We start from the raw sequence: 22863 nt of genomic DNA on the forward strand, positions 1-22863 counted from the left end.
TTAACCCTCGGCAGCCCGCGGCACGGGCGGCGCGTGCTCGTCGAGAATGATCTGCGGACCCACATCGGCGGTGCGGACTTCGTGTATCCATTCGCGCCAGATTGCGACCAGCAGAGCCATCAGTACCGGACCAATGAAAAGGCCGAGAAAACCCATCGTCTTCACGCCGCCGACGAGGCCGAAGAAGGTGGGCAGGAAAGGCAGCTTGATCGGTCCGCCGACAAGTTTCGGCCGCAGCGTCTTGTCGACGATGAAGAGTTCGACGGTACCCCAGACGAACAGGCCGATGCCGGCGACATGCGAGCCGCTGGCCAGCAGATAGACGGATACCAGCGTGAAGGAGAGCGGGGCGCCGCCGGGGATCAGCGCCATGACGCCGGTCAGCACGCCAAGCGTGACGGGCGAGGGAACGCCGGCGATCCAGTAGGCCACACCGAGTACGATGCCTTCGCCGATCGCGATCAGGGTCATGCCCATGACGGTGGAGCTGATGGTAGCAGGTACGACACGGGAAATACGCTCCCAGCGGTTCGGCAGGATGCGCTCGCCGAGCATGTCGATCTGCTTGGAAAAGGAGAAACCGTCGCGATAGACGAAGAAGAGCGCGATCAGCATGAAGAGCAGCGTCAGGAACAGGTGGAAGGCACCGCCGCCAGCCGCCAGAACCGCACGGTAGATATTGCCGATATTGGCGCCGCTGACAGCCTGGATGAGCTCACCCATGGCGCCGGGGCTGCCGATATATTTCGTCCAGAGCTCGTCGAGGTAGGAACCGGCCAGAGGCAGGGCGACGATCCATTGCGGCGTTTCCGCACCAAAGCGGTTGGCGTGGATCGCCCAGGCAACCCAGGTGCGCACTTCACCGGTCGTATAGGTGCCCGCGAGGCCGATCGGAATGACGAGGAAGGTGACGATGAGGATGATCGCGATCGTTGCGGCAACGGTCGTATTGCCGCCCACACGCGCCAGGAGCTTGCGGTAGAGCGGCCAGCTCGCAAAGCCGATTACGAGAGCGGCCAGCACCGGCACGACGAAGCCATAGAAGAAATAAACGCCGGCTGCGGCGACCAGTATGAGCAACCAGCGGGCTGCTGAAATGGAGGGTATCAGCGGCGTACGCGTCGTCGCCGACGGCCCTAGCCATCGCGGCTCCGTATTGCTTTTCTGACGATCAAACACACCCACGCGCGCCTCTTTTTATTGTTGCCCTATTTTATGGGCTATGAACCGGGCGGTTTCAAGGTCCGCCCGGATAAAGGGTATACAAAGCGTGGTTATCTGGTCGGTAAATCCTTGAGATATTATTGCGGGCGACGGTTGATCTTGAAGGCGTAGAACTGACTCTTCTGGCCGGTCGAGAAATTATTGTCCGAGCCGAGGATCAAAATATCGGTTCCATCCTTCGCCTTGCCGATCGCCATAGCCTCGATATTGTCAGGCGTCAGGCCGATGGCGCGCAGGTCGAGCACCTGGCTCTTGCGGGCTGGCACCACGCGCTGGTCGTTCTTGGCGAGCGAGGCGATACTGGAAACGTCGGTCGCGCCGTCGAGATCCATCATGAAGAGCTTGATGTTGTTGCCGAAGCCCTGCGCATAGCTGCGTTCAACGGCGAGCAGGCGATGATCGTCAAGGGCGACCATTTCCGACATGCCGTTGTCGTTGCCACCGTCGGGTTTAACGGCGGCCTGCGGGATCGGCGAGACCGGATAGACGTATTGAGCCTTCGGCTCGCCCGTTGCGCCGTCATAACGGATGATGCGCGAGAGGCTGCCGGTCGTCAGATTGGGGTTCGGGCCATCCTGATAGAGAGCTGCTTCGACGCCGACGAAAACGTCACCGGACGGAGACACCGCCAGATTTTCGAAAGCGAGGTTGTCGCGGATGCCGGTGGACTTGTCGGCGGTCGGCGCAAAACCGTCAGGCAGCTTGAACTCGCGCACGAAGGCTCCATCAGGAGAAGCGACGCGGACGAAAGGCGAGATGAGCGCCTTCGCATCACCTTCGCTGCCCCAATAGATGCCGTCCTTGCCGAAGCGGATGGATTCCGGATCGACGGTGCGGATGGCGAAAGGCTGGCCGTTCTTGTCCTGCAGGGTGACGTGCTTGGCCACGGTCACGCCCTCCAGGCCTTCAGCACTGACATCGATATCGAGATCGAAGAAGCGGGCGGGGGCCTTTTCGGAGCGGTCATCGCTGATGGCGATGTAGTGGCCGGTAGCAACATCGAAATCGAGGCCGGAAATGYCGCCGAATTCGACGCCGTTTTCCATCTGGCCGGTCGGGATAACGAATTCACCGAGATAGGAAAGAGAGATCGCTGCCGCACAATCGCCGAAGGGGCAGGCGGTCTCGACCGTCGCGCCAATATCGGTCGCGTAAACGGAAGCGGTTCTGGACAGGAGAACGAAAGCGGCAGTCGCGAGAAAACGCTTGGTCATGACAAACATCCGGCAAAAGGTTGAAACAAAACGGCCGGCGCTGCGGAAACCTCGAGGGAGGACAGAGCGCCGGCCGTTCTATTGCGCCGGTAATTTGACGGACTCGTAACGGTTCTTCGTCAGTTCGATGAATTCGCAGTGCCTTAAATATCGAGGTCCTCGGCAAAGGCCGCACGCTCCTGGATGAAGCGGAAACGGGCTTCGGCCTTGGTTCCCATCAGGTCGTCGACGGCATTGCGCGTTCCCTCGAAATCCACCTCGTCGATCAGCACCCGCAGAAGCGTGCGCTTGGACGGATCCATGGTGGTTTCCTTGAGCTGGGCGGGCAGCATTTCGCCGAGACCTTTGAAGCGGCTGATCTCGATCTTGGCCTTGCCCTTGAATTCGGTCTCCATCAGCTCGGCGCGGTGATCGTCGTCGCGGGCATAGGCGGACTTTGCCCCTTGCGTGATCTTGTAGAGCGGCGGCACGGCAAGGAAGAGATGACCGCCGCGGACGAGCTCCGGCATCTCCTGATAGAAGAAGGTGATGAGCAGCGAAGCGATATGCGCACCATCGACGTCGGCATCGGTCATGACGATGACGCGTTCGTAACGCAGATCTTCTTCACGGTATTTCGAGCGGGTGCCGCAGCCGAGCGCCTGGACGAGATCGGAGATTTGCTGGTTGGCGCCGAGCTTTTCGCGGCCGGCGCTGGCAACGTTGAGGATCTTGCCGCGCAGCGGCAGGATCGCCTGGTTGGCGCGGTTGCGCGCCTGCTTGGCCGAGCCACCTGCCGAGTCACCCTCGACCAGGAAAAGTTCAGCACCTACGGCGGTGTTCTGCGAGCAGTCAGCAAGCTTGCCGGGCAGGCGCAGCTTGCGCACGGCCGTCTTGCGGTTGACTTCCTTCTCCTTGCGGCGGCGCAGGCGCTCTTCGGCGCGCTCGATCACCCAGTCGAGAAGCTTCTCGGCCTCGTTCGGATTGTCGGCAAGATAATGGTCGAAGGGGTCGCGCAGCGCATTTTCGACGAGGCGCTGGGCTTCGACGCTCGCCAGTCGATCCTTGGTCTGGCCGACGAATTCCGGCTCGCGGATGAAGACCGAGAGCATGCCGACGGCCGAGATCATCACATCATCGGTGGTGATCTGTGCGGCACGCTTGTTCTGCGTCAGCTCGGCATAGCTCTTCAGGCCCTTGGTCATCGCAATGCGAAGACCGGCCTCATGCGTGCCGCCTTCGGGCGTCGGGATGGTGTTGCAGTAGGAATGGACCTGCGGATCGCCGCCATACCAGGTGATCGCCCATTCCAGTGCACCGTGGCCGGCTACCTTCTCGGTCTTGCCGGCGAAGATCTCGCGGGTGACGGTGAATTCCTTGCCCATCGTTGCCTGCAGGTAATCCTTCAGGCCGCCGGGGAAGTGGAAGACGGCCTTGTCGGGCAGGTCCGATCCTTCCGGCAGCACGCCCGGATCGCAGCTCCAGCGGATTTCGACGCCGCCGAAGAGATAGGCCTTGGAGCGGGCCATGCGGAACACACGCGCCGCATCGAACTTCGCATGATCACCGAAAATCTGCGGGTCGGGATGAAAGCGAACCTTGGTGCCGCGACGGTTATGCACATCGCCCAGCTCTTCGAGCCCGCCCTGCGGCACGCCGCGCGAGAAGCGCTGGCGATAGAGCTTGCGGTTACGGGCGACCTCGACTTCGAGATGATCCGACAGAGCGTTGACGACAGAGACGCCGACGCCGTGCAGACCGCCCGAGGTCTCATAGGCCTTGCCGTCGAATTTACCGCCGGCATGCAGCTTGGTCATGATGACTTCGAGCGTCGATTTGCCGGGAACCTGCGGATGGTTCTCGACCGGAATGCCGCGGCCGTTGTCGGTGACCGTCAGATAGCCCTGGGTATCGAGATGAACATCGATGAAATCGGCATGGCCGGCCACCGCTTCGTCCATCGAGTTGTCGATGACTTCGGCAAAAAGGTGGTGCAGCGCCTTCTCGTCGGTGCCGCCGATATACATGCCGGGGCGCATGCGCACCGGTTCCAGGCCTTCCAGAACGCGGATCGAGGAGGCGCCGTAATCATCGCCGTTCGATGTCGCCGGGGCGGGGCGGGGGGCGGCGGGTGCGGCGGCCACTGCAGGCTTTTCGGCCGGCGCAGCAGGCTTTGCGGCCTCCTGCTTCTGTGTCAGGGGCACTCCGGAAAAGAGGTCGTTGCTGTCTTCCATGGAACCGTTCAGATCTTCATTCTCGTGAAGGGCCGCCGCTGGCCCACAATATCTGCATTCGGCATCGCGTTTGCGAATCAGGGGAATTCTGACAGAAAGCGCCCCGATACGCGACGCGCCCCGGATTTGCGGAGCTTTTCAAGATGTGATTTGCGTTGCCGGGCGGCGAATGGCAAGTCGCGGCAGCTCTCTGGGAACCATACGCATGCCGATGTCCACAAGTCATTGCACCATTATCACCGCAATTGCGGCCTTTTTCCTGTCCGCGGCTGTCACGACCGCCGAGGCCGATGCCCTGCCGCCCTACAAGGACGATCTGTTTTCGAAGCAGACCGTGCTGCGGACGGGCGATGACGGCGCCTTCGACATGATCGATTACGACGAGATGCGCGACATCAACGGGCGCGATCAGATCCCGCAAAAGCGGGTGCAGCAGAAATATGTCTCGCTCGGCGTGAAGAAGCTGCAGGCTGATGAGACGCTGTCGCTCGACGGCATCAGGCTCGATGTCACCAGGGTGGGACCGACTGAGAACGCCGCCTTCACGGTCATCTTCATCCACGGCCGCGACGGCGACCGGCGGCTCGGCGCCAACGACTATTCCTTCGGCGGCAATTTCAACCGGCTGAAGAACCTTACGGCCGGCAATGGCGGCGTCTATTATTCGCCGACCGTCAAGACCTTCGATGCCAATGGCGTTGCGGCCATTGCGGGGCTTATCCGCTACGCGAGCGCCCAATCTCCCGGCCGGACTGTCATCCTCAGCTGCGCCTCCATGGGCAGCCAGATCTGCTGGGGCATCACGCGCGATGCTGACAGCGTCAAGCGGCTGAAGGGCATGCTGATCATGAGCGGCGTCTCGGACCCGGATTTCACCAAGAGCCCGTTTTACAAGGCGAAGCTGCCGCTCTGGTTTGCGCATGGCAGCCGAGACCCGGTCTATGCCGCAGCCAACCAGCAGGCGCTGTTCGAGAAGCTCTACAAGGCGAAGTACCCGACGCATTTCACCCTGTTCCAGAACGGCAATCACGGCACGCCGATCCGCATGATTGACTGGCGGAAAGTATTGAACTGGATATTGGCGTCCTGAAGGGGCGGATTTAACGCCGCGCAGAGCTTTCAAACGATCATATTCCCCCAAGGTTAAGCGGGGCGCTTTCCTTTATTGCAGGCTTTTGCTAAGGCCGCCCGGATATGCAGATTTTGGGAGAGCAGCATGACACCTGACGTACGCCCGCTGGTGGCGGGGAACTGGAAGATGAATGGCACGCGCGCCTCATTGGACCAGATCAAGGCGATAGCCCAAGGCGTCAGCACCCCCTTGTCCGAAAAAGTCGAAGCCTTGATCTGCCCGCCGGCGACGCTGCTCTACGTGGCGACGGCGCTCGCCACCGACAGCCCGCTTGCGATCGGCGGCCAGGACTGCCACCAGGCCGAATGCGGCGCGCATACGGGCGATATTTCGGCTGACATGATCGCCGACTGCTTCGGCACCTATGTGATCGTCGGCCATTCGGAGCGCCGCACCAATCATGCCGAGACCGATCATCTGGTGCGTGCCAAGGCACAGGCCGCCTATCAGGCCGATCTGACCGCGATCGTCTGCGTTGGCGAAACCGGAGACGAGCGCGACGCTTACCAGACACTCGACATCCTCAAGCGCCAGCTTTCGGGTTCGTTGCCCGAGGAGGCAACGGCGGAGAATACCGTTATCGCCTACGAACCTGTCTGGGCGATCGGCACCGGCCTGACGCCGACCGCACAGGATGTGGAGATCGTCCACGCCTTCATCCGCGACGAGCTCGTCCTGCGCTTCGGCAAAGAGGGCAGGGGCATGCGCATTCTCTATGGCGGTTCGGTCAAGCCCGGAAATGCCCTCGAGCTCTTGGCCGTCGACAATGTTGACGGCGCTCTCATTGGCGGGGCGAGCTTGAAAGCCACTGATTTCCTCGCCATCTACGGCGCATATGAAACGCTGCTTGCCTGAAGCGATTGCATATTCCTGGCCGAAGGGCTTGGAATAGCTGAAGACCTCATGTAAAGAGCCGCCAGATTTTACTTTATGTCCGTCCTCAGACGGGCAGGACTGGACCCATGCAGACCGTATTGATTGTCATCCATCTCATGATCGTGCTCGCGCTCGTCGGCGTCGTGCTTATCCAGCGCTCCGAAGGCGGTGGCCTCGGAATCGGCGGCGGATCGGGCTTCATGTCGGCCCGCGGCACGGCCAATGCGCTGACGCGTACGACAGCGATTTTGGCGACGCTATTTTTCCTGACCTCGCTTGGTCTCGGTATCCTGACCCGTTACGAAGGTCGCCCGACCGATATTCTCAACCGCATTCCGGCAACGAGCGGACAGGGCAACGGCATTCTCGATTCGCTCGGCGGTGCCAACGCACCGGCTCCGGCCCAGCCTGCGGATAACAGCGGCATTCCGAATAGCGGTGCAGCGGCGCCGGCGACGACTGCTCCGGCAACGCAGACACCAGCAACTCCGGCTCCGGCTGCAAGCGCCCCTGCGGCGACTGCTCCGGCAGCTCCGACGACGGCTCCGGCTCAGCCTGAGGCACCGGCCGCCACCGTGCCGGCACAGCCTTCCGGCGTCCCCACGGGACAATAAGCCGGTCCAGAAAATAAACCGCCGGCAGGCCCTCGGGTCTGCCGGTTTTCTTTTGTTCTGATTCCTGCGCCATGCACCAAAAGTTCTGGAAAAGAATTTTTGGGCTGGTGGAATCGTTTTTGAAAAGGTATCCGGTGACTCCCATGGCGCGATACGTATTCATCACTGGCGGCGTGGTTTCTTCCCTCGGAAAAGGAATTGCGGCCGCGGCTCTCGGAGCGTTGTTGCAGGCCCGTGGTTATCGGGTGCGGCTTCGCAAACTTGACCCCTATCTGAACGTGGATCCGGGCACTATGAGCCCGACCCAGCACGGCGAAGTCTTCGTCACCGATGACGGTGCCGAAACCGATCTCGATCTCGGCCACTACGAGCGTTTTACCGGACGCTCGGCGACCAAGACCGACAACATCACCACCGGCCGCATCTACAAGAACATCATCGACAAGGAACGCCGCGGCGATTATCTCGGCGCGACCGTTCAGGTCATTCCGCATGTCACCAACGAGATCAAGGATTTCGTTATCGAGGGCAATGACGATTACGACTTCGTCATCTGCGAGATCGGCGGAACGGTCGGCGATATCGAGGCCATGCCCTTCATGGAGGCGATCCGCCAGCTCGGCAACGACTTGCCGCGCGGCACGGCTGTTTACGTCCACCTGACGCTGATGCCCTATATTCCGGCAGCCGGCGAATTGAAGACCAAGCCGACGCAGCATTCCGTGAAGGAACTGCAGGCGCTCGGCATTCATCCCGATATCCTGCTGGTGCGCGCCGATCGGGAAATCCCGGAAGCCGAACGCCGCAAGCTTTCGCTGTTCTGTAACGTGCGTCCGTCCGCCGTCATCCAGGCGCTCGACGTTGCCAATATCTACGACGTGCCGATGGCTTATCACAAGGAAGGCCTCGACGACGAAGTTCTGGCCGCCTTCGGCATCGAGCCGGCTCCCAAGCCGCGTCTCGACCAGTGGGAAGAGGTCTGCAACCGCATCCGCACGCCGGAAGGCGAGGTGACGATTGCGATCGTCGGCAAATATACCGGCCTCAAGGATGCCTACAAGTCGCTGATCGAAGCGCTGCATCACGGCGGTATCGCCAATCGCGTCAAGGTCAAGCTCGAGTGGATCGAGTCGGAAGTCTTCGAAAAGGAAGATCCGGCACCCTACCTCGAGAAGGTCCACGGCATCCTGGTGCCCGGCGGCTTCGGCGAACGCGGTTCGGAAGGCAAGATCCATGCGGCGCGTTTTGCCCGCGAGCGCAAGGTGCCGTATTTCGGCATCTGCTTCGGCATGCAGATGGCCGTCATCGAGGCTGCCCGCAATCTCGCCGATGTTCCAAACGCCTCGTCGACCGAATTCGGCCCGACGCCGGAACCGGTCGTCGGTCTGATGACCGAGTGGGTCAAGGGCAATGCTTTGGAGAAGCGTGCCGCTTCCGGCAATCTCGGCGGCACGATGCGTCTCGGCGCTTACAAGGCAGCGCTGAAGAAGGGCACGAAGATTTCGGATATCTACGGCTCGACCGATATTTCCGAGCGTCACCGCCACCGCTACGAAGTCAATATCGACTACAAGGACCGGCTGGAAGATTGCGGCCTCGTCTTCTCCGGCATGTCGCCGGACGGTGTGCTGCCTGAGACGATCGAATATCCTGACCATCCGTGGTTCATCGGCGTTCAGTACCATCCGGAACTGAAGTCCCGGCCGCTTGACCCGCATCCGCTCTTTGCCAGCTTCATCGAAGCGGCAACCGAGCAGAGCCGGCTGGTTTAAAGTTCAGCCGCTCCCTTAAAAAGGGAGCGGCTTTTTTCTTCAGGTCATGCGGCTTCCGGCAATGGTCCGACATAGACCGAACGCGGACGGATGAGGCGGCCTTCCAGCGCCTGCTCACGGGCATGGGCGATCCAGCCGACGGTGCGACCGATCGCGAAAACGCCGGTAAAGGCGTCGCGTGGAAAGCCAAGGCTTTCCAACAGCAGAGCGGTATAGAATTCCACATTTACATCCAGCGGCCGGTCCGGCTTGCGCTCCCTGAGAACCGCAAGTGCTGCTTGCTCCACGGCTTCGGCAAGAGCGATACGCCCTGCATTGACCTGGCCTGCGGCAACGATCGGCTTCAGCGCATTTTTCAGGGCATCGGCCCGCGGGTCGCGTACCCGATAGACGCGGTGGCCGAAACCCATCAGCCGCTCACCGCGATCGAGCGCTGAACGCAGCCAGGAGCCGGCATTGGCCTCGCTGCCGATACCGTCCAGCATATCAAGCACCGGTCCCGGCGCGCCGCCATGCAGAGGTCCCTTAAGCGCACTGATGGCCGCCAGCACCGACGAGGTGAGGCCGGCGCGGGTGGAGGCGATGATGCGCGACGCGAAGGTCGAGGCATTCAGGCCGTGATCCGAAATCGTCACGAGATAGGTGTCGAGGGCGGCGGTCTGCTCGGCACTCGGCGCGGCACCTGTGAGCATTCGCAGGATATCGGCGGACTGCGAGAGGCCTGCATTCGGCTTCACCGGCTTTTCGCCGCGTTGCAGTCGCAGGACCGCCGGCAGGAAGACAGCGGGTGCGGCAAGAAGGCGAAGCGCGGTATCGATTTCCTCGCCATCGGGCAGACGAGCGACGAGCGCGCGCATGGCATCAACCGGCGGCAGCGCCAGCAGGCGGGAATCGGCGGCCTTGACTTCGGCGAATACCTCCGTTCGTGCCTTACCGAGCCGGCGGCGTAATTCGCCAGCATCGAGATGCGGTTCGATCAGGCCGTCCAGCAGCAGGGCCGCAACGTCCTCATAGGTGCTGCGTCCCGCCAGATGATCCAGCGACACGCCGCGGATAATCAGTCGTCCGGCTTCACCGTCGACATCCGAGAGCTGGGTTTCAGCGGCAATGACATCTTCCAAACCGTTTTTCATGGGTCTTTCTCCTTTACCGGATGAAAGATCCGCCCTAGTTTGGTTGACGTCAATCTTGATGTAATTAATCAATATGAGGCTGACATGACCTGGTTGACGGCTGAGGAAGCACTGGCCGAACTCGGCACCAAGCCGCAAACGCTCTATGCCAATGTCAGCCGCGGACGGATCCACTCCAAGGCAGATCCGTCTGATCCACGCCGCAGCCTCTATCAGGAAAGCGACGTCAAGCGGCTTGCCGAGCGGCATACGGGCCGGCGCAAAAGCGAGACGGTTGCCGCCGAAGCGATCCGCTGGGGCGATCCGGTGCTGACATCCTCGATCTCGACCATCGCCGCCGGACGATTGCTTTATCGGGGGCAGGATGCGGCGGAGCTTTCAGCTCATGCGACGCTGGAGGATACGGCGCTGCTTCTCTGGAATGCGGAGAGTTTCGCTTGCGTACCGGCATCGGCCTTGGAGCCGGCATCTCCCTCCATCCGGGCGGCACTTCTGGCGCTGGCTGGACGAGTGAGCGCCGATCTGCCGTCCCTCGGGCGCGCACGCCCGGCCTTGCAGATGGAAGCATGTAGCGTGCTGTCCACCGTTGCCGATGCGCTGGCGCCGGGACCGGCGGACCATCCCCTACATGACCGTCTCTCCGCATGCTGGGGCAGGCCGGAAGCGGCCGAATGCCTGCGGCGGGCGCTTGTCGTGCTGGCTGATCATGAGCTCAACGCCTCCACCTTCGCGGTCCGCGTCACTGTTTCGACGGGGGCAGCACTTTCTGCTGCCGTGCTTTCGGGCCTCGCGACGCTGACAGGACCGCTGCACGGTTCGGCATGGCGGAGCGTCGATGCCCTCGCCGAGGCTGCATCCACCTTCGGGGCAGAACAGGCGATCCGCGGCCTGTTGTTGCGGGGAAACAGGTTAGTGGCCTTCGGACATCCACTTTACCCCGACGGCGATGTGCGAGCGAGCGTGCTGCTGTCATCCTTCGAAGCGCCGCCGGTTTTTCGCGATGTTCGGCAAGCCGGCGAGGAAATAGTGGGCGAGAAGGTGAACGTCGATTTCGCGCTTGCCGCCATGACAGCAGCCTTCGATCTGCCCGAGGAGGCACCGATCATCATCTTTGCGCTGGCGCGCACGGCCGGCTGGCTGGCGCATGCGATGGAGCAGATCGAAAGCGGCCATCTGATCCGCCCGCGTGCCCGCTATGTCGGGCCTTCGCCAGCCGAGACCTGAGTTGGGCGACGCGCGCTCCGAATGGCTTGCGCAGTCTCACGTTTTTGCATAGGGAAACCGGCGAATTCAGCTAGTATGAGCCGGCCGGCGCCATTCGAGGATGTACCGGCGGGTCACGAGGGGCGGATCATGAAAGCCATGTCAGCAATCTCCCGCAGCCTGTTTTCCGCGGTGCTGATCATCAGCCTGCTGCCTGATGGCCCAGCTTATGCCCAGTCTGCCGGCTGCGCGATTTCGCGTGCGGCGAACGGCAACCAGATTTTCCGTTGCCCCGGTGGCGTCAACATCACAGCTGAGCGTGGCGCATCCTTCACGCTCACCGACCGCAATCGCGACGGCAGCCCGGATTCGCTTGCATTGCGCAGCAAGGCTGCCCTTGTCGACGTCGATAGCAGCCAGCACCGCGGCGGCTTCCAGGTGGTGACGCCGCAGGCGATCGCCGCCGTTCGAGGCACGCAATGGGCCGTCGATGTCAAAGGCGGCACGACCTCCGTACTGGTAACCCGTGGTCGCGTCGGCGTACGCCGTCCGACAGGCGCAGCCGTCGTGCTCGGACCTGGCGAGGGTGTGGATGTAACACGCGGAACCGCTGCGCTCACCGTCCGCACGTGGCCGGCGCCGCGCGTCGCGGCCCTTCTTGCACGCCTCGGTCAATAAGTGGTCTCATGAACCATCGGCGTCAGACCGTTATCGCGCTGCTGCTCGCCGGTCTGTGGGGCGCGGTACTCGGCTATTTCCATCTGCAGTCGGACTCCGGCCTCATGGAGCGCATGGAGGCCACGCTGGCCGATCTGCGCAGCACGATCGTCGGCGTCCGCGCGCCGCCCGATATCGTTTCCATTATCGCGATCGATGACAGTACCGCCGCAACACATGGCTATCCGCTCAAGCGGGAGACGCTTGCGCAACTCGTCACGTCGATCGGAGCGTTGAAACCAAAGGCTTTGGCTCTCGATATATTGCTCGTCGATCCCGACACGGAGGAGGGGGATGCGGCGCTCGCAACAGCTATCAAAGCGGCGCCCAGCATCATCGCCGGTGCTGCGACCTTCCCGCAAAGTCTCCAATCGGTGACGGTAAACGCGGAGGATCCGCTTGCGGCGGTTCCCGAGGCGCAGCAGCTCCTGCTGCCGCAGCCTCGCTTCGCAGAGGCTGCGGCGCTAGGCATCGTCAATGTGGCGACGGACCAGAGCGGTGTGCCGAGATTCATTCCGCTGTTTTCTCGCGCTGCCGACCGTCTGGATGCAGCCTTTCCACTAAGGGTCGCATCGATTGCGCTCGGCGCCGAACCATTGATCGAGGCGGACGGCATCCGGCTTGGCGCCCGCCGCATTCCAACGGATACGGGCCAGCGCCTGCCGCTGACGTTCTACGGACCTGCAGGCAGCATCCGCACTTTCAGCGCTGCCGATGCGCTCGATGGCAAGCTGCCGGCGGATGCCATCACCGGCAAGGTGGTGGTGATCGGTGCGACCGTGACCGGCGGCGGCGATGTCTTTCCCACCCCGTTCGATCCCATCCTGCCAGGTGTCGAAGTCATGTCGACGGCAATTACCCATCTGATCGCAGGCGACGGCATGGTGCGCGACAGCAGGACACGACAGGCGGATGCCGGCATTGCGACGGCCTTGCCTGTTCTCCTGGTCGCACTGATCGCATGGCGCCGCGGTGCCCTCGGCTTCGTCATCATCGGCCTGACGGTCATTGTCTGGGCGATGCTCAACCTTGCCGCTTTCGCAAACGGCTACTGGCTGAGTGCTGCATTGCCGATTGCGGCCGCCCTCCCACCCGCAGTTATTTTCGGCGCCACTGAACTCTGGCGCGACCGCAGCCGTGCGCGGCACTTCGCCGATCAGTCCGAGCGGCTGCAGCGCATCGAGGCGCCGGGCCTGGGCGAGTGGCTGGCGCGCGACCCGGCCTTCCTGGCCGAGCCGGTTCGGCAGAATGCTTCCGTCGTCTTCATCGACCTCTCGGGCTTCACCGGCCTCAGCGAAGCGGTCGGGCCGGCGGCGGTGCGGGAGATCCTCAGCAGTTTCTTCGAACTCATCGACGAGGAAGTGCGGCTGCTTGGCGGGGCGATCACCAGCTTCATGGGCGACGGCGCCATGATCCTCTTCGGGCTGCCGGAACCGACGGCGGACGATGCAGCCCGGGCAGCAGCCTGCGCCGTGCGGCTTGCCGACCGCACGCGCAGCTTCCTTGCAGGCCATCTGGAGCTTCGTCGCAGGAAGATCGGTTTCAAGCTCGGCGCTCATTGCGGCACGATCGTCGCCTCACGGCTCGGCAGCGGCGACCGGCAGCAGATCACTGCGACGGGTGATACCGTCAATGTCGCACAGCGGCTCATGGAGGTGGCGGCGAGCCGCGGCGCTGAACTTGCGCTGAGCGCCGACCTGCTCGACGCGGCCGGTCCGGAGGCTGTTCCGTCGCAGGCAGGACGGCTGACTGGACCGTTCGAGACGAAGCTTCGTGGCCGCTCGGGCAGCATCGCCATCTACACATGGCGTGGCGAGACACTTTGACATTCGCACCCGGAGCGAGTAGGAACGGCCCAACTCTTCGGCCGGACGATTCCGGCTACGGCGCGTTATGCGTCTGACAGCTCCGAAAGATCGAACACATGACTGACTATAACGGCGTCTCTCCGGCGATCGCCAAGGCGTTGCAGAAGCGCGGCTATACCGAGCTCACCCCTGTCCAGAAGGCGATGCTCGATCCGGCGCTCGCTGCATCGGATGCACTCGTCTCCGCGCAGACCGGCTCAGGCAAGACCGTCGCATTCGGGCTTGCACTCGCGCCGACGCTTCTCGAAAGCGCCGAACGGTTCGGCCCTGCCGCTGCTCCCGTTGCCCTCGTGATCGCGCCGACGCGCGAACTGGCGCTGCAGGTGAAGCGCGAGCTGGAATGGCTTTATGAAATAACCGGTGCTGTCATCGTCAGCTGCGTTGGCGGCATGGACATTCGCAGCGAGCGCCGTGCGCTGGAGCGTGGCGCCCATATTGTCGTCGGCACGCCAGGACGCCTCTGCGACCACATCCGTCGCAACGCGCTTGACATGAGCGAGCTCAAGGCAGCGGTGCTGGACGAAGCGGACGAGATGCTCGATCTCGGCTTCCGCGAAGATCTGGAATTCATCCTTGACGCCGCACCGGCCGAACGCCGGACGCTGATGTTTTCCGCCACGGTTCCCGCAGCCATCGCCAAGCTGGCGAAAAGCTATCAGCGCGACGCAGTGCGCATCAGCACGCAGGCGGAAGAAAAGCAGCATATCGATATCGAATATCGCGCGCTCGCCGTGTCGCCGAGCGACCGCGAAAACGCGATCATCAACGTTCTGCGCTATTACGAAGCGCGCAATGCGATCGTCTTCTGTTCGACGCGCGCAGCCGTCAATCACCTGACCGCGCGGTTCCACAACCGCAATTTCCACGTCGTGGCGCTCTCGGGCGAACTGACGCAGAACGAGCGCAGCCATGCGCTGCAGGCGATGCGCGACGGGCGTGCGCGGGTTTGCATTGCAACCGACGTTGCCGCACGCGGCATCGACCTGCCAGGTCTCGATCTCGTCGTGCATGCCGATCTGCCGACCAATCCAGACACGCTTCTGCATCGCAGCGGCCGTACGGGCCGCGCCGGGCGCAAGGGTGTCAGCGCGATCATCGTGCCGCTCAATGCACGCCGCAAGGCCGAGCGACTTCTTGAAAATGCCGGCATCGCCGCCACCTGGGCGCGGCCGCCCTCGGTGGAGGAAGTGACGGAGCGTGATGACGAGCGGCTGCTGGCCGACCCGATCTTCGCCGACAAGCCGCTGGAGGAAGAGCTGGGGCTGGTGCAGAAGCTCATCGCCAGCCACGGCGCCGAGACGCTTGCCGCCGCCTTCGTGCGTCTTTACCGCTCCAACCAGTCGGCGCCGGAAGACCTGATCGAAGTTTCGGTGCAGGACGATCGCGTCCGCAAGCGCCGCGAAGGCGAGCCACGCGAATTCGCACCGGCGCAAAAGGGACCGCGCGATGATTTCGGCCCGAGCGTCTGGTTCTCGGTCTCCGTCGGCCGCAAGCAGAATGCCGAACCGCGCTGGCTGATCCCGATGCTCTGCCGCGCCGGCAACGTGACCAAGCGCGAGATCGGCGCGATCAAGATGCAGCCGGACGAGACATTCGTGGAAATCGCCGCCGACAGCGCCGACAGCTTCCTCGGTGCACTTGGCCCGAACAAGACGATGGAACGCGGCATCCGCGTGGCCAGGCTGAACGGCACGCCCGACTTCAGCAAGCCGGCCAAGCCCGCCTACGCCAAGAAGCCGTTCGAAGACCGCGGCGAGGATCGTTTCCGCAGCGACAAGCCAAAGGGCAAGTTCGGGAAGGACAGGCCCGCTGGCGCTGGACGTCAGGACGACAAGCCCTGGACGAAGAAAGACCCGAAGCCGAAATTCGAAGGCGCCAAGTTCGAGGGCGGCAAGGGCAAGTTCAGCAAGAAGAAAGACCGCTGAGGCGGTCGCCGGCCGCGCCGGTAAGGTGACGCGGCTGGCATCCTACAGCGGCTTCAGCCCTTGTTGCTGAGGCCGGCTGCTGCGAGGATGAGATTGGCGACAGCCTGCGGCTGAGAGATCAGCGAGACATGGCTGGCGTCGAGTTCGATCGTTGTCGCGTTCATGCGCTTTGCCATGAAGCGTTCGAGATCCGGATTAATGGTCCGGTCATTCTTCGAAACCGCGTACCATGACGGTTTGGAACGCCAGGCGGCGACCGTCGTCCTGGCAGTGAACAGCGTGTCGGAAATGCGGCCCTGCACGGCGTAAAGCGCCTTGGCGCGGGCAACCGGCAGGTCGCCGGCAAAATCCCGGACGAAGGCTTCTTCGCTCAACTGGGCGTAACCGCCGGCCTGAACAAGGCCGGCGCTGGCCGGTGGCGTCGGATATTGCTTGGCAAGCGCGGTATAATCCTCACCAGCATCCGGCGCGCGGGCGGCGATATAGACGAGCGCGGTCACCTTCGGGTCGACACCGGCTTCGGTAACGAGCATGCCGGAATAGGAATGGCCGACGAGCACTGTCGGGCCATCCATGAGCGCCAGGATGCGCTTGGTCGCCTCGACATCATCGGCGAAGGAGGTGAGAGGGTTCTGCACGGCCATCACATTCAGGCCGGCAGCCTGGAGATGGGGGATGACATCCAGCCAGCAGGAAGCATCGGCATAGGCGCCGTGAACGAGAACGACATTCTTTGCCTTGGCGATATCGGCGGCCCGGCCGGCGGCCGGAAACATGCTGAGTGCGGCCCCTGCAGCGAGCGCGGCCGAGAATGAACGTCTGGTCATCGGTTGCATAATGGAGTCCTCCGGCTTGTAGGAAATTTGGGGCGATACCCTTTGGATCGCTGCGGAAACGTTACGCCGAGACTCGGGCTTGGATAACTATACAAAGGTCCAGCGAGGTATTATGCCGTCCAGCACGGCCAGATGGCCTGTCGTAACGAGGGGCAACCGATATCAGATGAGACCGGCTTCCGCAGATGATCGTCTCGACCTGGCGGCCTTCATCGAGGCAAACTTGCCGCTTGCCAGCGTACCTTCCATACCCAAGGTAAGGCTGCATGTGGCGACACCGAGGAGCGGCCTCTATCGCCTTGCAATGGCTGACGATTCCGATTTGATGCCGCCCTATTGGGCTTATCCCTGGGCGGGCGGGGCGGTGCTTGCCCACTATCTTTTCGACCATCCCGAAGAGGTGGCCGGCAAACGTGTCGTCGATCTCGGCACCGGCTCCGGCCTCGTCGCCATCGCAGCGATGAAATGCGGTGCAGCCCAAGTGCTCGCTATCGATATCGATGCGAAGGCGATCGCTGCAGCGCGGCTGAATGCTCATGCCAACGATGTCAAGATCGAGACGCGGCTCGGCGACATTATCGAAGAYGAGCCGCCTGAAGCCGATATGATCCTGGCAGGCGATGTCTTCTATGACGAGGCGCTGGCGGAGCGTGTTCTGGCTTTCCTTGAACGCTGCCGTGCAGCCGGGCTCGACGTGCTCATCGGCGATCCGGGGAGGGCGCCTCTGCCCGCTACGTCCCTGGAGAAAATTGCGGAATATCCGGTGCCGGATTTCGGCGGGCCTGCTCAGGGTACGGCCGCCAATAGTGCGGTTTTCCGCTTAAGGTGAGTGAAGGAGGATTGCGCGGGTGGCGCGTCACTTCGCCTTGCGTTAAATTAGATGATATGTCATCTATTGTTATCTCATCGATATTCTCATGACCGAAGACAAGATCACAACCTCATTCGGGAGCCTCGTCTCCCAGACCGCGCGCTACTGGCGCCGGGTCGCCAACCTGCGCCTGCAGCCTTTTGGACTGACGGAAGCGACATGGCTGCCGCTGCTGCGCATCGCCCGCTCGCCGGCGCCGATGCACCAGAAGGAGCTTGCAGCCTCGCTCTCGCTCGACAATTCCTCCGTCGTGCGCCTGATCGACAATCTGGAGAAAGCCGGGCTGGTCGAGCGGCGGGAAGGCGAGGACAGGCGGGCCAAGGAGATCCTGCTGACGGAGGAGGGCAGGAAGACCGTGGAGGAGGTCGAACGCGTGGCGCAGGGCATTCGTGAGGAGGCGCTTGGTCTTCTCCCGCGTGAGGACATCGAAACCACATGGCGTGTGCTCGACCACATCAGCGACGTACTTGCCCGACAGCTCGAGGAGCCCGAACAGTGAATTCGCATCCCGGCCCGATGACCGAAGCCAGACCGCTTGGTGTAAAGCTTCACATACCAGTCTGGCTGCTCGGGCTCATCACCTTCAGCGGTACGCTTGCCATGCATATTTTCGTGCCGGCCCTGCCGGCGGCGGCGAGCGATCTCGGCGCGTCGATCGGCGAGATGCAACTGACCGTCAGCCTCTACATCTTCGGTCTTGCCGTCGGCCAGCTCATCTATGGGCCGCTTTCGGACCGCTATGGCCGCCGGCCGGTGCTGATGAGCGGGCTTGTGCTCTATACGATCGCCGGCGTGGCAGCGCTGGTCTCACCCGGCGTGCATGCACTGATCGCAGCAAGGCTCTTTCAGGCTTTCGGCGGTTGTGCCGGCCTCGTCATTGCCCGCGCCATCGTCCGCGATACGTCCAGCCCCGATGAAACAGCCAAGCGGCTCGCCATCATGAACCTCATGGTGACGGTAGGACCGGGGCTCGCACCTGTTGTCGGGGGTGCGCTTGCAGCCACGCTGGGCTGGCGCTCGATCTTCGTGGCACTCTGCGGGCTTGGCATCGTCAACCTGCTGCTGACCTGGCGCAAGGTGCCGGAAACAGGCACCCGCAATGTCGAGACTTCGATGAAGGCGCTTGGCCGCGACTATCTCGGCCTGCTTTCCTCGCGCTCCTTTGTCGGTTATGCCATCGGCGGCGGCTGTGCGACGACCTCCATGTATGCTTTCACCGCATCCGCGCCCTTCATCGTCATCAACGAACTCGGCCGTCCGGCAACAGAAGTCGGCATCTGCCTGGCGCTGCTGATCTTCGGCTACTGGATCGGCAGCATGATCGCCACGCGGCTGATCGGCCGGTTTGCGATGAAGCGACTGATGGTGATGTCCAACCTCGTCAGCATCGCAGCCGCGATCGTCTTCTTCAGCTTTGCGGTGACCGACCATCTGACGCTCTTGCCCATGATGGCCTCCATCATGGTCTATACGATCGGCGCCGGCGTGGCCTCGCCCAATGCGCTGACGCTCGCAGTCAGCGTCAACCCAAAGGTCACCGGTTCTGCCTCCGGTCTCTACGGCTCGACACAGATGGCAGTCGGGGCCGTCTGCAGCGCTCTTTCCGGCATCGGTGGCGATCCGGGGCTTGCAGCGGCGACCGTCATTCTCGGCGCCAGCGTGCTGGCGCAGCTCTGCTTCTGGGTTGCTGTCGCTTCGGGAAATGTCAGGCGAGAAGATCTGGCCGCAGAAGCATGACCGGGCAGGTGGCACCGGCCGGCAGTTCCGGCGCATGCGGCGGGCGGATGATCAGGCAGTCCGAATGGGCAAAGGTCTTCATCATAGACGAATCCTGCTTGTCGAAGGGTTCGACCAGCCAGTTGCCGTCGGCCGATTTCGAAAGCTTCGCGCGCATATAATCCTGTCGGTGATCATTGGCCCGCAGCGTGACGGCTGCTTCAACCGTTGTCTCGCGCCGGACCGACGGCAGCGAGGCGAGCTTGCGGATCAGCGGCTCAAGGAAAAGCAGAGAACAGACGAGGCTAGAGACCGGATTGCCTGGCAGGCCGAGCACATGCGTCTCGCCAAAACTGCCGACCATCAGCGGCTTCCCGGGGCGCATGGCGATGCGCCAGAAATCGAGCTGCATGCCGGCCTCAATCAGCGTAGCCTGCACCAGATCGTGGTCGCCGACCGAGGCACCCCCAAGCGTGACGATGACATCGACCTTGGCATTGCGCGCCTTGTCGATCGCCGCAGTGATCTCAGCCCTGTCATCGGGCACGATGCCAAGATCGAGCACATCAGCGCCGGCCCTGCGGGCAAGGGCTGCTACGCCAAAGGTGTTGGATGCGATGATCTGCGAAGGACCGGGCGTGCTTCCGGGGGGCAGAAGCTCGTCGCCGGTTGCAAGGATCGCGATCAGCGGACGGCGCAGGACCTCGACTGATGGCCGGTTCATGCCGGCAGCAGCCGTCAACCGAGAGAAATCGAGCACAGTGCCGGCGGCCAACACCACTTCGCCCTCGGCAAAATCCTGGCCTCGCGGGCGCACATGCTGACCCTGCCTTACCGGGAATTTGGTTCTGATGCCGCTTTCGATCTTCTCCGCATCCTCCTGCAGCAGGACGCTATCGGCCCAAGACGGCACCGGCGCACCGGTGAAGATCCTGATAGCCTCTCCCCGACCGACGCTTCCCTCGAAGCCGTGGCCAGCCGCAGACGTGCCGACGACCGTCAGAACGGCACCGGGCTCCGGCGCATCTTCACGGCGCAGCGCATAACCATCCATGGCGGAGGAATTGAAGGGCGGCTGTGTCAGGCCAGCCGTCAGATCAACGGCAAGGACGCGGCCTTCGGCCTCGGCAAGCGGCAGCGTTTCGGACGTAGTGACGGGATTTGCGCTGGAGAGCAGGCGGCTCAGGGCTTCAGCGACCGGTAGAAGGTTCATCTCGCCTCCGGATGACGGAAATCGCCGGATTTGCCGCCGGATTTTTCCAGCAGCCTGACGCCACCGATTTCCATGGCCTTGTCGGCGGCCTTGGCCATGTCGTAGATCGTCAGGCAGGCGACCGAAACGGCGGTCAGCGCCTCCATCTCCACACCGGTCTTGCCGGTGAGTTTGGCACTCGCCGTGACGCGCAAGCCGGGCAGGGAAGCATCTTCCTCGATTTCGACCGTGACCTTCGTCAGCATCAGCGGATGGCAGAGCGGGATGAGATCGGCAGTCCGCTTGGCGGCCATGATACCGGCAAGGCGCGCGGTGCCGATGACATCGCCCTTCCTTGCATTGCCTTCGCGGATAAGAGCAAGCGTTTCCGGCGCCATCTTCACATGGCCCTCGGCGGTGGCGATGCGCACGGTCTCGGCCTTGTCGGAAACATCGACCATATGCGCCTCGCCGGAGGCGCCGATATGAGTGAGGCTGGGCTTTCCGCCGCTCATATCATTCAGCCGCGATGGCGGCTTCACCAAACAGCAGTGCGCGCGTGGCGGCCGTCACGTCGTCTTTGCGCATCAGGCTTTCGCCGACGAGGAAGGTGTTGATGTCGACGGCCTGAAGGCGCTTGCAATCTGCATTGGTGAAGATGCCGCTCTCGCCGACGAGGAGCCTGTCATCAGGAACCATTGTTGCCAGCGTCTCGCTGACGGTGAGGCTGACTTCGAAGGTGCGCAGGTTGCGGTTGTTGATGCCGACGAGCGGCGAGGAAAGCTTCAGCGCTCGCTCCATTTCCTCGATATCATGAACTTCGACCAGCACATCCATGCCAAGCGAGAAGGCTTCGTCCTGCAGACGCTCGGCATCGTCATCCGTCAGCGAAGCCATGATGAGCAGGATGCAGTCGCCACCCCAGGCGCGGGCTTCATGGACCTGATAGGTCTCAAACATGAAATCCTTGCGCAGCGCGGGCAGGGCGCAGGCGGCACGTGCTGCCGTCAGGAATTCCGGCGCGCCCTGGAAGCTCGGCGTATCCGTCAATACCGAAAGGCAGGCGGCGCCACCGGCTTCGTACGCCTTGGCAAGTGCAGGCGGATCAAAATCCGGACGGATCAGGCCTTTGGACGGGCTTGCCTTCTTGATCTCGGCAATCAGGCCGATCTCTCCCGCATCACGCTTGGCGACCAGCGCCTTGTGGAAGCCGCGCGGCGCGGACTGGCCGGCCTGCATGGCCTTCAGATCAGCAAGCGAGGTCTTCGCCTTGGCGGCAGCGATTTCCTCACGCTTGTAGGCTTCGATCTTCTTCAGGATATCGGTCATGCGGCAATCCTAGTCGATATCGTTGGACACGGCGATCAGTTTGTCGAGCGCAGACGCCGTGGCGCCGCTATCGAGCGATTCCGTTGCGAGCTTCATACCGTCGCGGATCGTCCCGACCTTGCCTGCGATGACGAGCGAGGCGGCGGCATTGGCGAGCGCGATATCGCGATAGGCGTTCTTTGCGCCCGCAAGCACATCACGCAGGGCTGCAGCATTGACGGCGCCGTCCCCGCCCTTGATGTCGGCGAGCACGCAGGGCGCTATGCCGAAATCATCAGGCGAAAGCTCAAAGGTTCGGATCTGACCGTTTTCGAGCGCGGCAACGCTGGTCTTGCCGGTCGTGGTGATTTCATCGAGGCCATCGCCATGGACGACCCAGACGCTTTCGGAGCCGAGATCGCGCATGACTTCGGCAAGCGGCACGACCCATTGCGGCGCGAAGACGCCGAGAAGCTGGCGCTTGACGCCGGCCGGATTGGAAAGCGGGCCGAGCAGGTTGAAGATGGTGCGCGTACCGAGTTCGACGCGGGAAGCGCCAACGTGGCGCATGGCCGAGTGATGCTGTTGCGCGAACATGAAGCCGACACCGGCCTCGGCAATGCAGCGCGAGATCATTTCGGGGGTGACCTCGAGATTAACGCCGAGCGCAGCAAGGCTATCGGCAGCGCCTGATTTCGAGCTCAGCGCGCGATTGCCGTGCTTGGCGACCGGAACGCCGGCGCCGGCAACGATCAGCGCCGCCAACGTCGAGATGTTATAGGTGCCGCTGGCATCGCCGCCGGTGCCGACAATATCGATCGCGTCGGCCGGCGCTTCCACCCGCAGCATCTTGGAGCGCATCGTGGTAACGGCGCCGACGATCTCATCGACCGTCTCGCCGCGAACACGGAGCGCCATCAGGAAGCCGCCGATCTGCGAAGGCGTTGCCTGGCCGGACATCAGGATATCGAAGGCCTGGCGGGCCTCGTCGCGGGTCAGGGGCTCACGGCTTGCTGCCTTGGCCAGAAGCGGCTTCAGATCGGACATGC

General features: G+C 62.7%; 20 protein-coding genes. 11 read left to right on the forward strand and 9 right to left on the reverse strand.

What is annotated here, in order from left to right; genetic code table 11:
• The 3 genes from AC1D35_RS02215 to parE all read right to left on the reverse strand — a co-directional run bounded on the left by AC1D35_RS02215 (window position 1) and on the right by parE (window position 4651).
• Window positions 1-1185, reverse strand: a complete 1185-nt coding sequence (locus AC1D35_RS02215; RefSeq protein ID WP_477938204.1) for an AI-2E family transporter — start codon at window positions 1183-1185, stop codon at window positions 1-3.
• Between the two features lie 116 nt (window positions 1186-1301).
• Window positions 1302-2438: an esterase-like activity of phytase family protein gene (locus AC1D35_RS02220; RefSeq protein ID WP_477938205.1), complete on the reverse strand. Its 1137-nt coding sequence runs from the start codon at window positions 2436-2438 to the stop codon at window positions 1302-1304.
• 143 nt (window positions 2439-2581) lie between these two features.
• Entirely contained in the window at window positions 2582-4651 is a 2070-nt protein-coding gene (gene parE, locus AC1D35_RS02225) for a DNA topoisomerase IV subunit B (RefSeq protein ID WP_113309104.1), read from the reverse strand.
• Between the two features lie 205 nt (window positions 4652-4856).
• On the opposite strand from parE, the gene AC1D35_RS02230 reads away from it, so the two are divergent.
• From AC1D35_RS02230 to AC1D35_RS02245, 4 genes are all read left to right on the forward strand, one after another.
• Window positions 4857-5741: an alpha/beta hydrolase gene (locus tag AC1D35_RS02230; RefSeq protein WP_477853280.1), complete on the forward strand. Its 885-nt coding sequence runs from the start codon at window positions 4857-4859 to the stop codon at window positions 5739-5741.
• Window positions 5742-5867: 126 nt separating this feature from the next.
• The gene (tpiA, locus tag AC1D35_RS02235; protein WP_113309102.1) at window positions 5868-6638 is read left to right on the forward strand and encodes a triose-phosphate isomerase; all 771 of its coding nucleotides are present in this window, start codon (window positions 5868-5870) and stop codon (window positions 6636-6638) included.
• A 107-nt stretch (window positions 6639-6745) separates the two neighbouring features.
• Window positions 6746-7273: a preprotein translocase subunit SecG gene (gene secG / locus AC1D35_RS02240; RefSeq protein WP_477853282.1), complete on the forward strand. Its 528-nt coding sequence runs from the start codon at window positions 6746-6748 to the stop codon at window positions 7271-7273.
• 143 nt (window positions 7274-7416) lie between these two features.
• Window positions 7417-9045, forward strand: a complete 1629-nt coding sequence (locus AC1D35_RS02245) for a CTP synthase (protein WP_477853283.1) — start codon at window positions 7417-7419, stop codon at window positions 9043-9045.
• Between the two features lie 44 nt (window positions 9046-9089).
• Here AC1D35_RS02245 and AC1D35_RS02250 read toward each other — a convergent pair whose 3' ends face one another.
• Window positions 9090-10178 (reverse strand): citrate synthase/methylcitrate synthase, encoded by a 1089-nt coding sequence (locus AC1D35_RS02250; RefSeq protein WP_113295502.1) that lies wholly within the window; start codon window positions 10176-10178, stop codon window positions 9090-9092.
• A gap of 84 nt (window positions 10179-10262) precedes the next feature.
• Here AC1D35_RS02250 and AC1D35_RS02255 point away from each other — a divergent pair, with 84 nt between their 5' ends.
• The 4 genes from AC1D35_RS02255 (at window position 10263) to AC1D35_RS02270 (ending at window position 15891) form a co-directional block, all read left to right on the forward strand.
• On the forward strand, window positions 10263-11402 hold the full coding sequence (locus AC1D35_RS02255) for a citrate synthase (RefSeq protein WP_113309099.1): 1140 nt from the start codon (window positions 10263-10265) through the stop codon (window positions 11400-11402).
• Between the two features lie 138 nt (window positions 11403-11540).
• Window positions 11541-12059: a FecR domain-containing protein gene (locus tag AC1D35_RS02260; RefSeq protein ID WP_113295730.1), complete on the forward strand. Its 519-nt coding sequence runs from the start codon at window positions 11541-11543 to the stop codon at window positions 12057-12059.
• An 8-nt stretch (window positions 12060-12067) separates the two neighbouring features.
• A complete protein-coding gene (locus tag AC1D35_RS02265; protein WP_477938206.1) occupies window positions 12068-13924 on the forward strand; it encodes a CHASE2 domain-containing protein in 1857 nt (618 codons plus the stop codon).
• 98 nt (window positions 13925-14022) lie between these two features.
• Window positions 14023-15891, forward strand: coding sequence for a DEAD/DEAH box helicase (locus tag AC1D35_RS02270; protein ID WP_477938207.1), 1869 nt, complete (start codon window positions 14023-14025; stop codon window positions 15889-15891).
• Between the two features lie 53 nt (window positions 15892-15944).
• On the opposite strand, the gene AC1D35_RS02275 is transcribed toward AC1D35_RS02270, so the two are convergent.
• Complete coding sequence (locus tag AC1D35_RS02275) at window positions 15945-16727, reverse strand: alpha/beta hydrolase (protein WP_113309096.1); 783 nt, start codon at window positions 16725-16727, stop codon at window positions 15945-15947.
• Window positions 16728-16893: 166 nt separating this feature from the next.
• Between AC1D35_RS02275 and AC1D35_RS02280 the strand changes: the two genes are divergently transcribed.
• The 3 genes from AC1D35_RS02280 (at window position 16894) to AC1D35_RS02290 (ending at window position 19335) form a co-directional block, all read left to right on the forward strand.
• Window positions 16894-17556, forward strand: a complete 663-nt coding sequence (locus AC1D35_RS02280; RefSeq protein WP_113309095.1) for a class I SAM-dependent methyltransferase — start codon at window positions 16894-16896, stop codon at window positions 17554-17556.
• 88 nt (window positions 17557-17644) lie between these two features.
• Complete coding sequence (locus tag AC1D35_RS02285; RefSeq protein ID WP_113309094.1) at window positions 17645-18097, forward strand: MarR family transcriptional regulator; 453 nt, start codon at window positions 17645-17647, stop codon at window positions 18095-18097.
• Window positions 18094-19335, forward strand: coding sequence for a multidrug effflux MFS transporter (locus AC1D35_RS02290; RefSeq protein WP_477853297.1), 1242 nt, complete (start codon window positions 18094-18096; stop codon window positions 19333-19335). Before AC1D35_RS02285 ends, AC1D35_RS02290 begins: the two co-directional genes overlap by 4 nt.
• Here AC1D35_RS02290 and AC1D35_RS02295 read toward each other — a convergent pair.
• Genes AC1D35_RS02295 through trpD form a run of 4 tightly spaced genes read right to left on the reverse strand, consistent with a single transcriptional unit; the run spans window position 19304 to window position 22861 of the window.
• Window positions 19304-20527: a molybdopterin molybdotransferase MoeA gene (locus AC1D35_RS02295; protein ID WP_113309093.1), complete on the reverse strand. Its 1224-nt coding sequence runs from the start codon at window positions 20525-20527 to the stop codon at window positions 19304-19306. The two genes, AC1D35_RS02290 and AC1D35_RS02295, sit on opposite strands and share 32 nt — an antisense overlap.
• Window positions 20524-21021, reverse strand: coding sequence for a cyclic pyranopterin monophosphate synthase MoaC (gene moaC, locus AC1D35_RS02300; protein WP_113309092.1), 498 nt, complete (start codon window positions 21019-21021; stop codon window positions 20524-20526). The genes AC1D35_RS02295 and moaC overlap by 4 nt, the downstream gene beginning before the upstream one ends.
• A 1-nt stretch (window position 21022) precedes the next feature.
• Window positions 21023-21835, reverse strand: a complete 813-nt coding sequence (gene trpC / locus AC1D35_RS02305) for an indole-3-glycerol phosphate synthase TrpC (RefSeq protein WP_113309091.1) — start codon at window positions 21833-21835, stop codon at window positions 21023-21025.
• A 9-nt stretch (window positions 21836-21844) separates the two neighbouring features.
• Window positions 21845-22861, reverse strand: a complete 1017-nt coding sequence (trpD, locus tag AC1D35_RS02310; protein ID WP_113309090.1) for an anthranilate phosphoribosyltransferase — start codon at window positions 22859-22861, stop codon at window positions 21845-21847.
• Window positions 22862-22863 lie beyond the last annotated feature (2 nt).

This window comes from Rhizobium sp. P1_E6 (assembly GCF_056405875.1).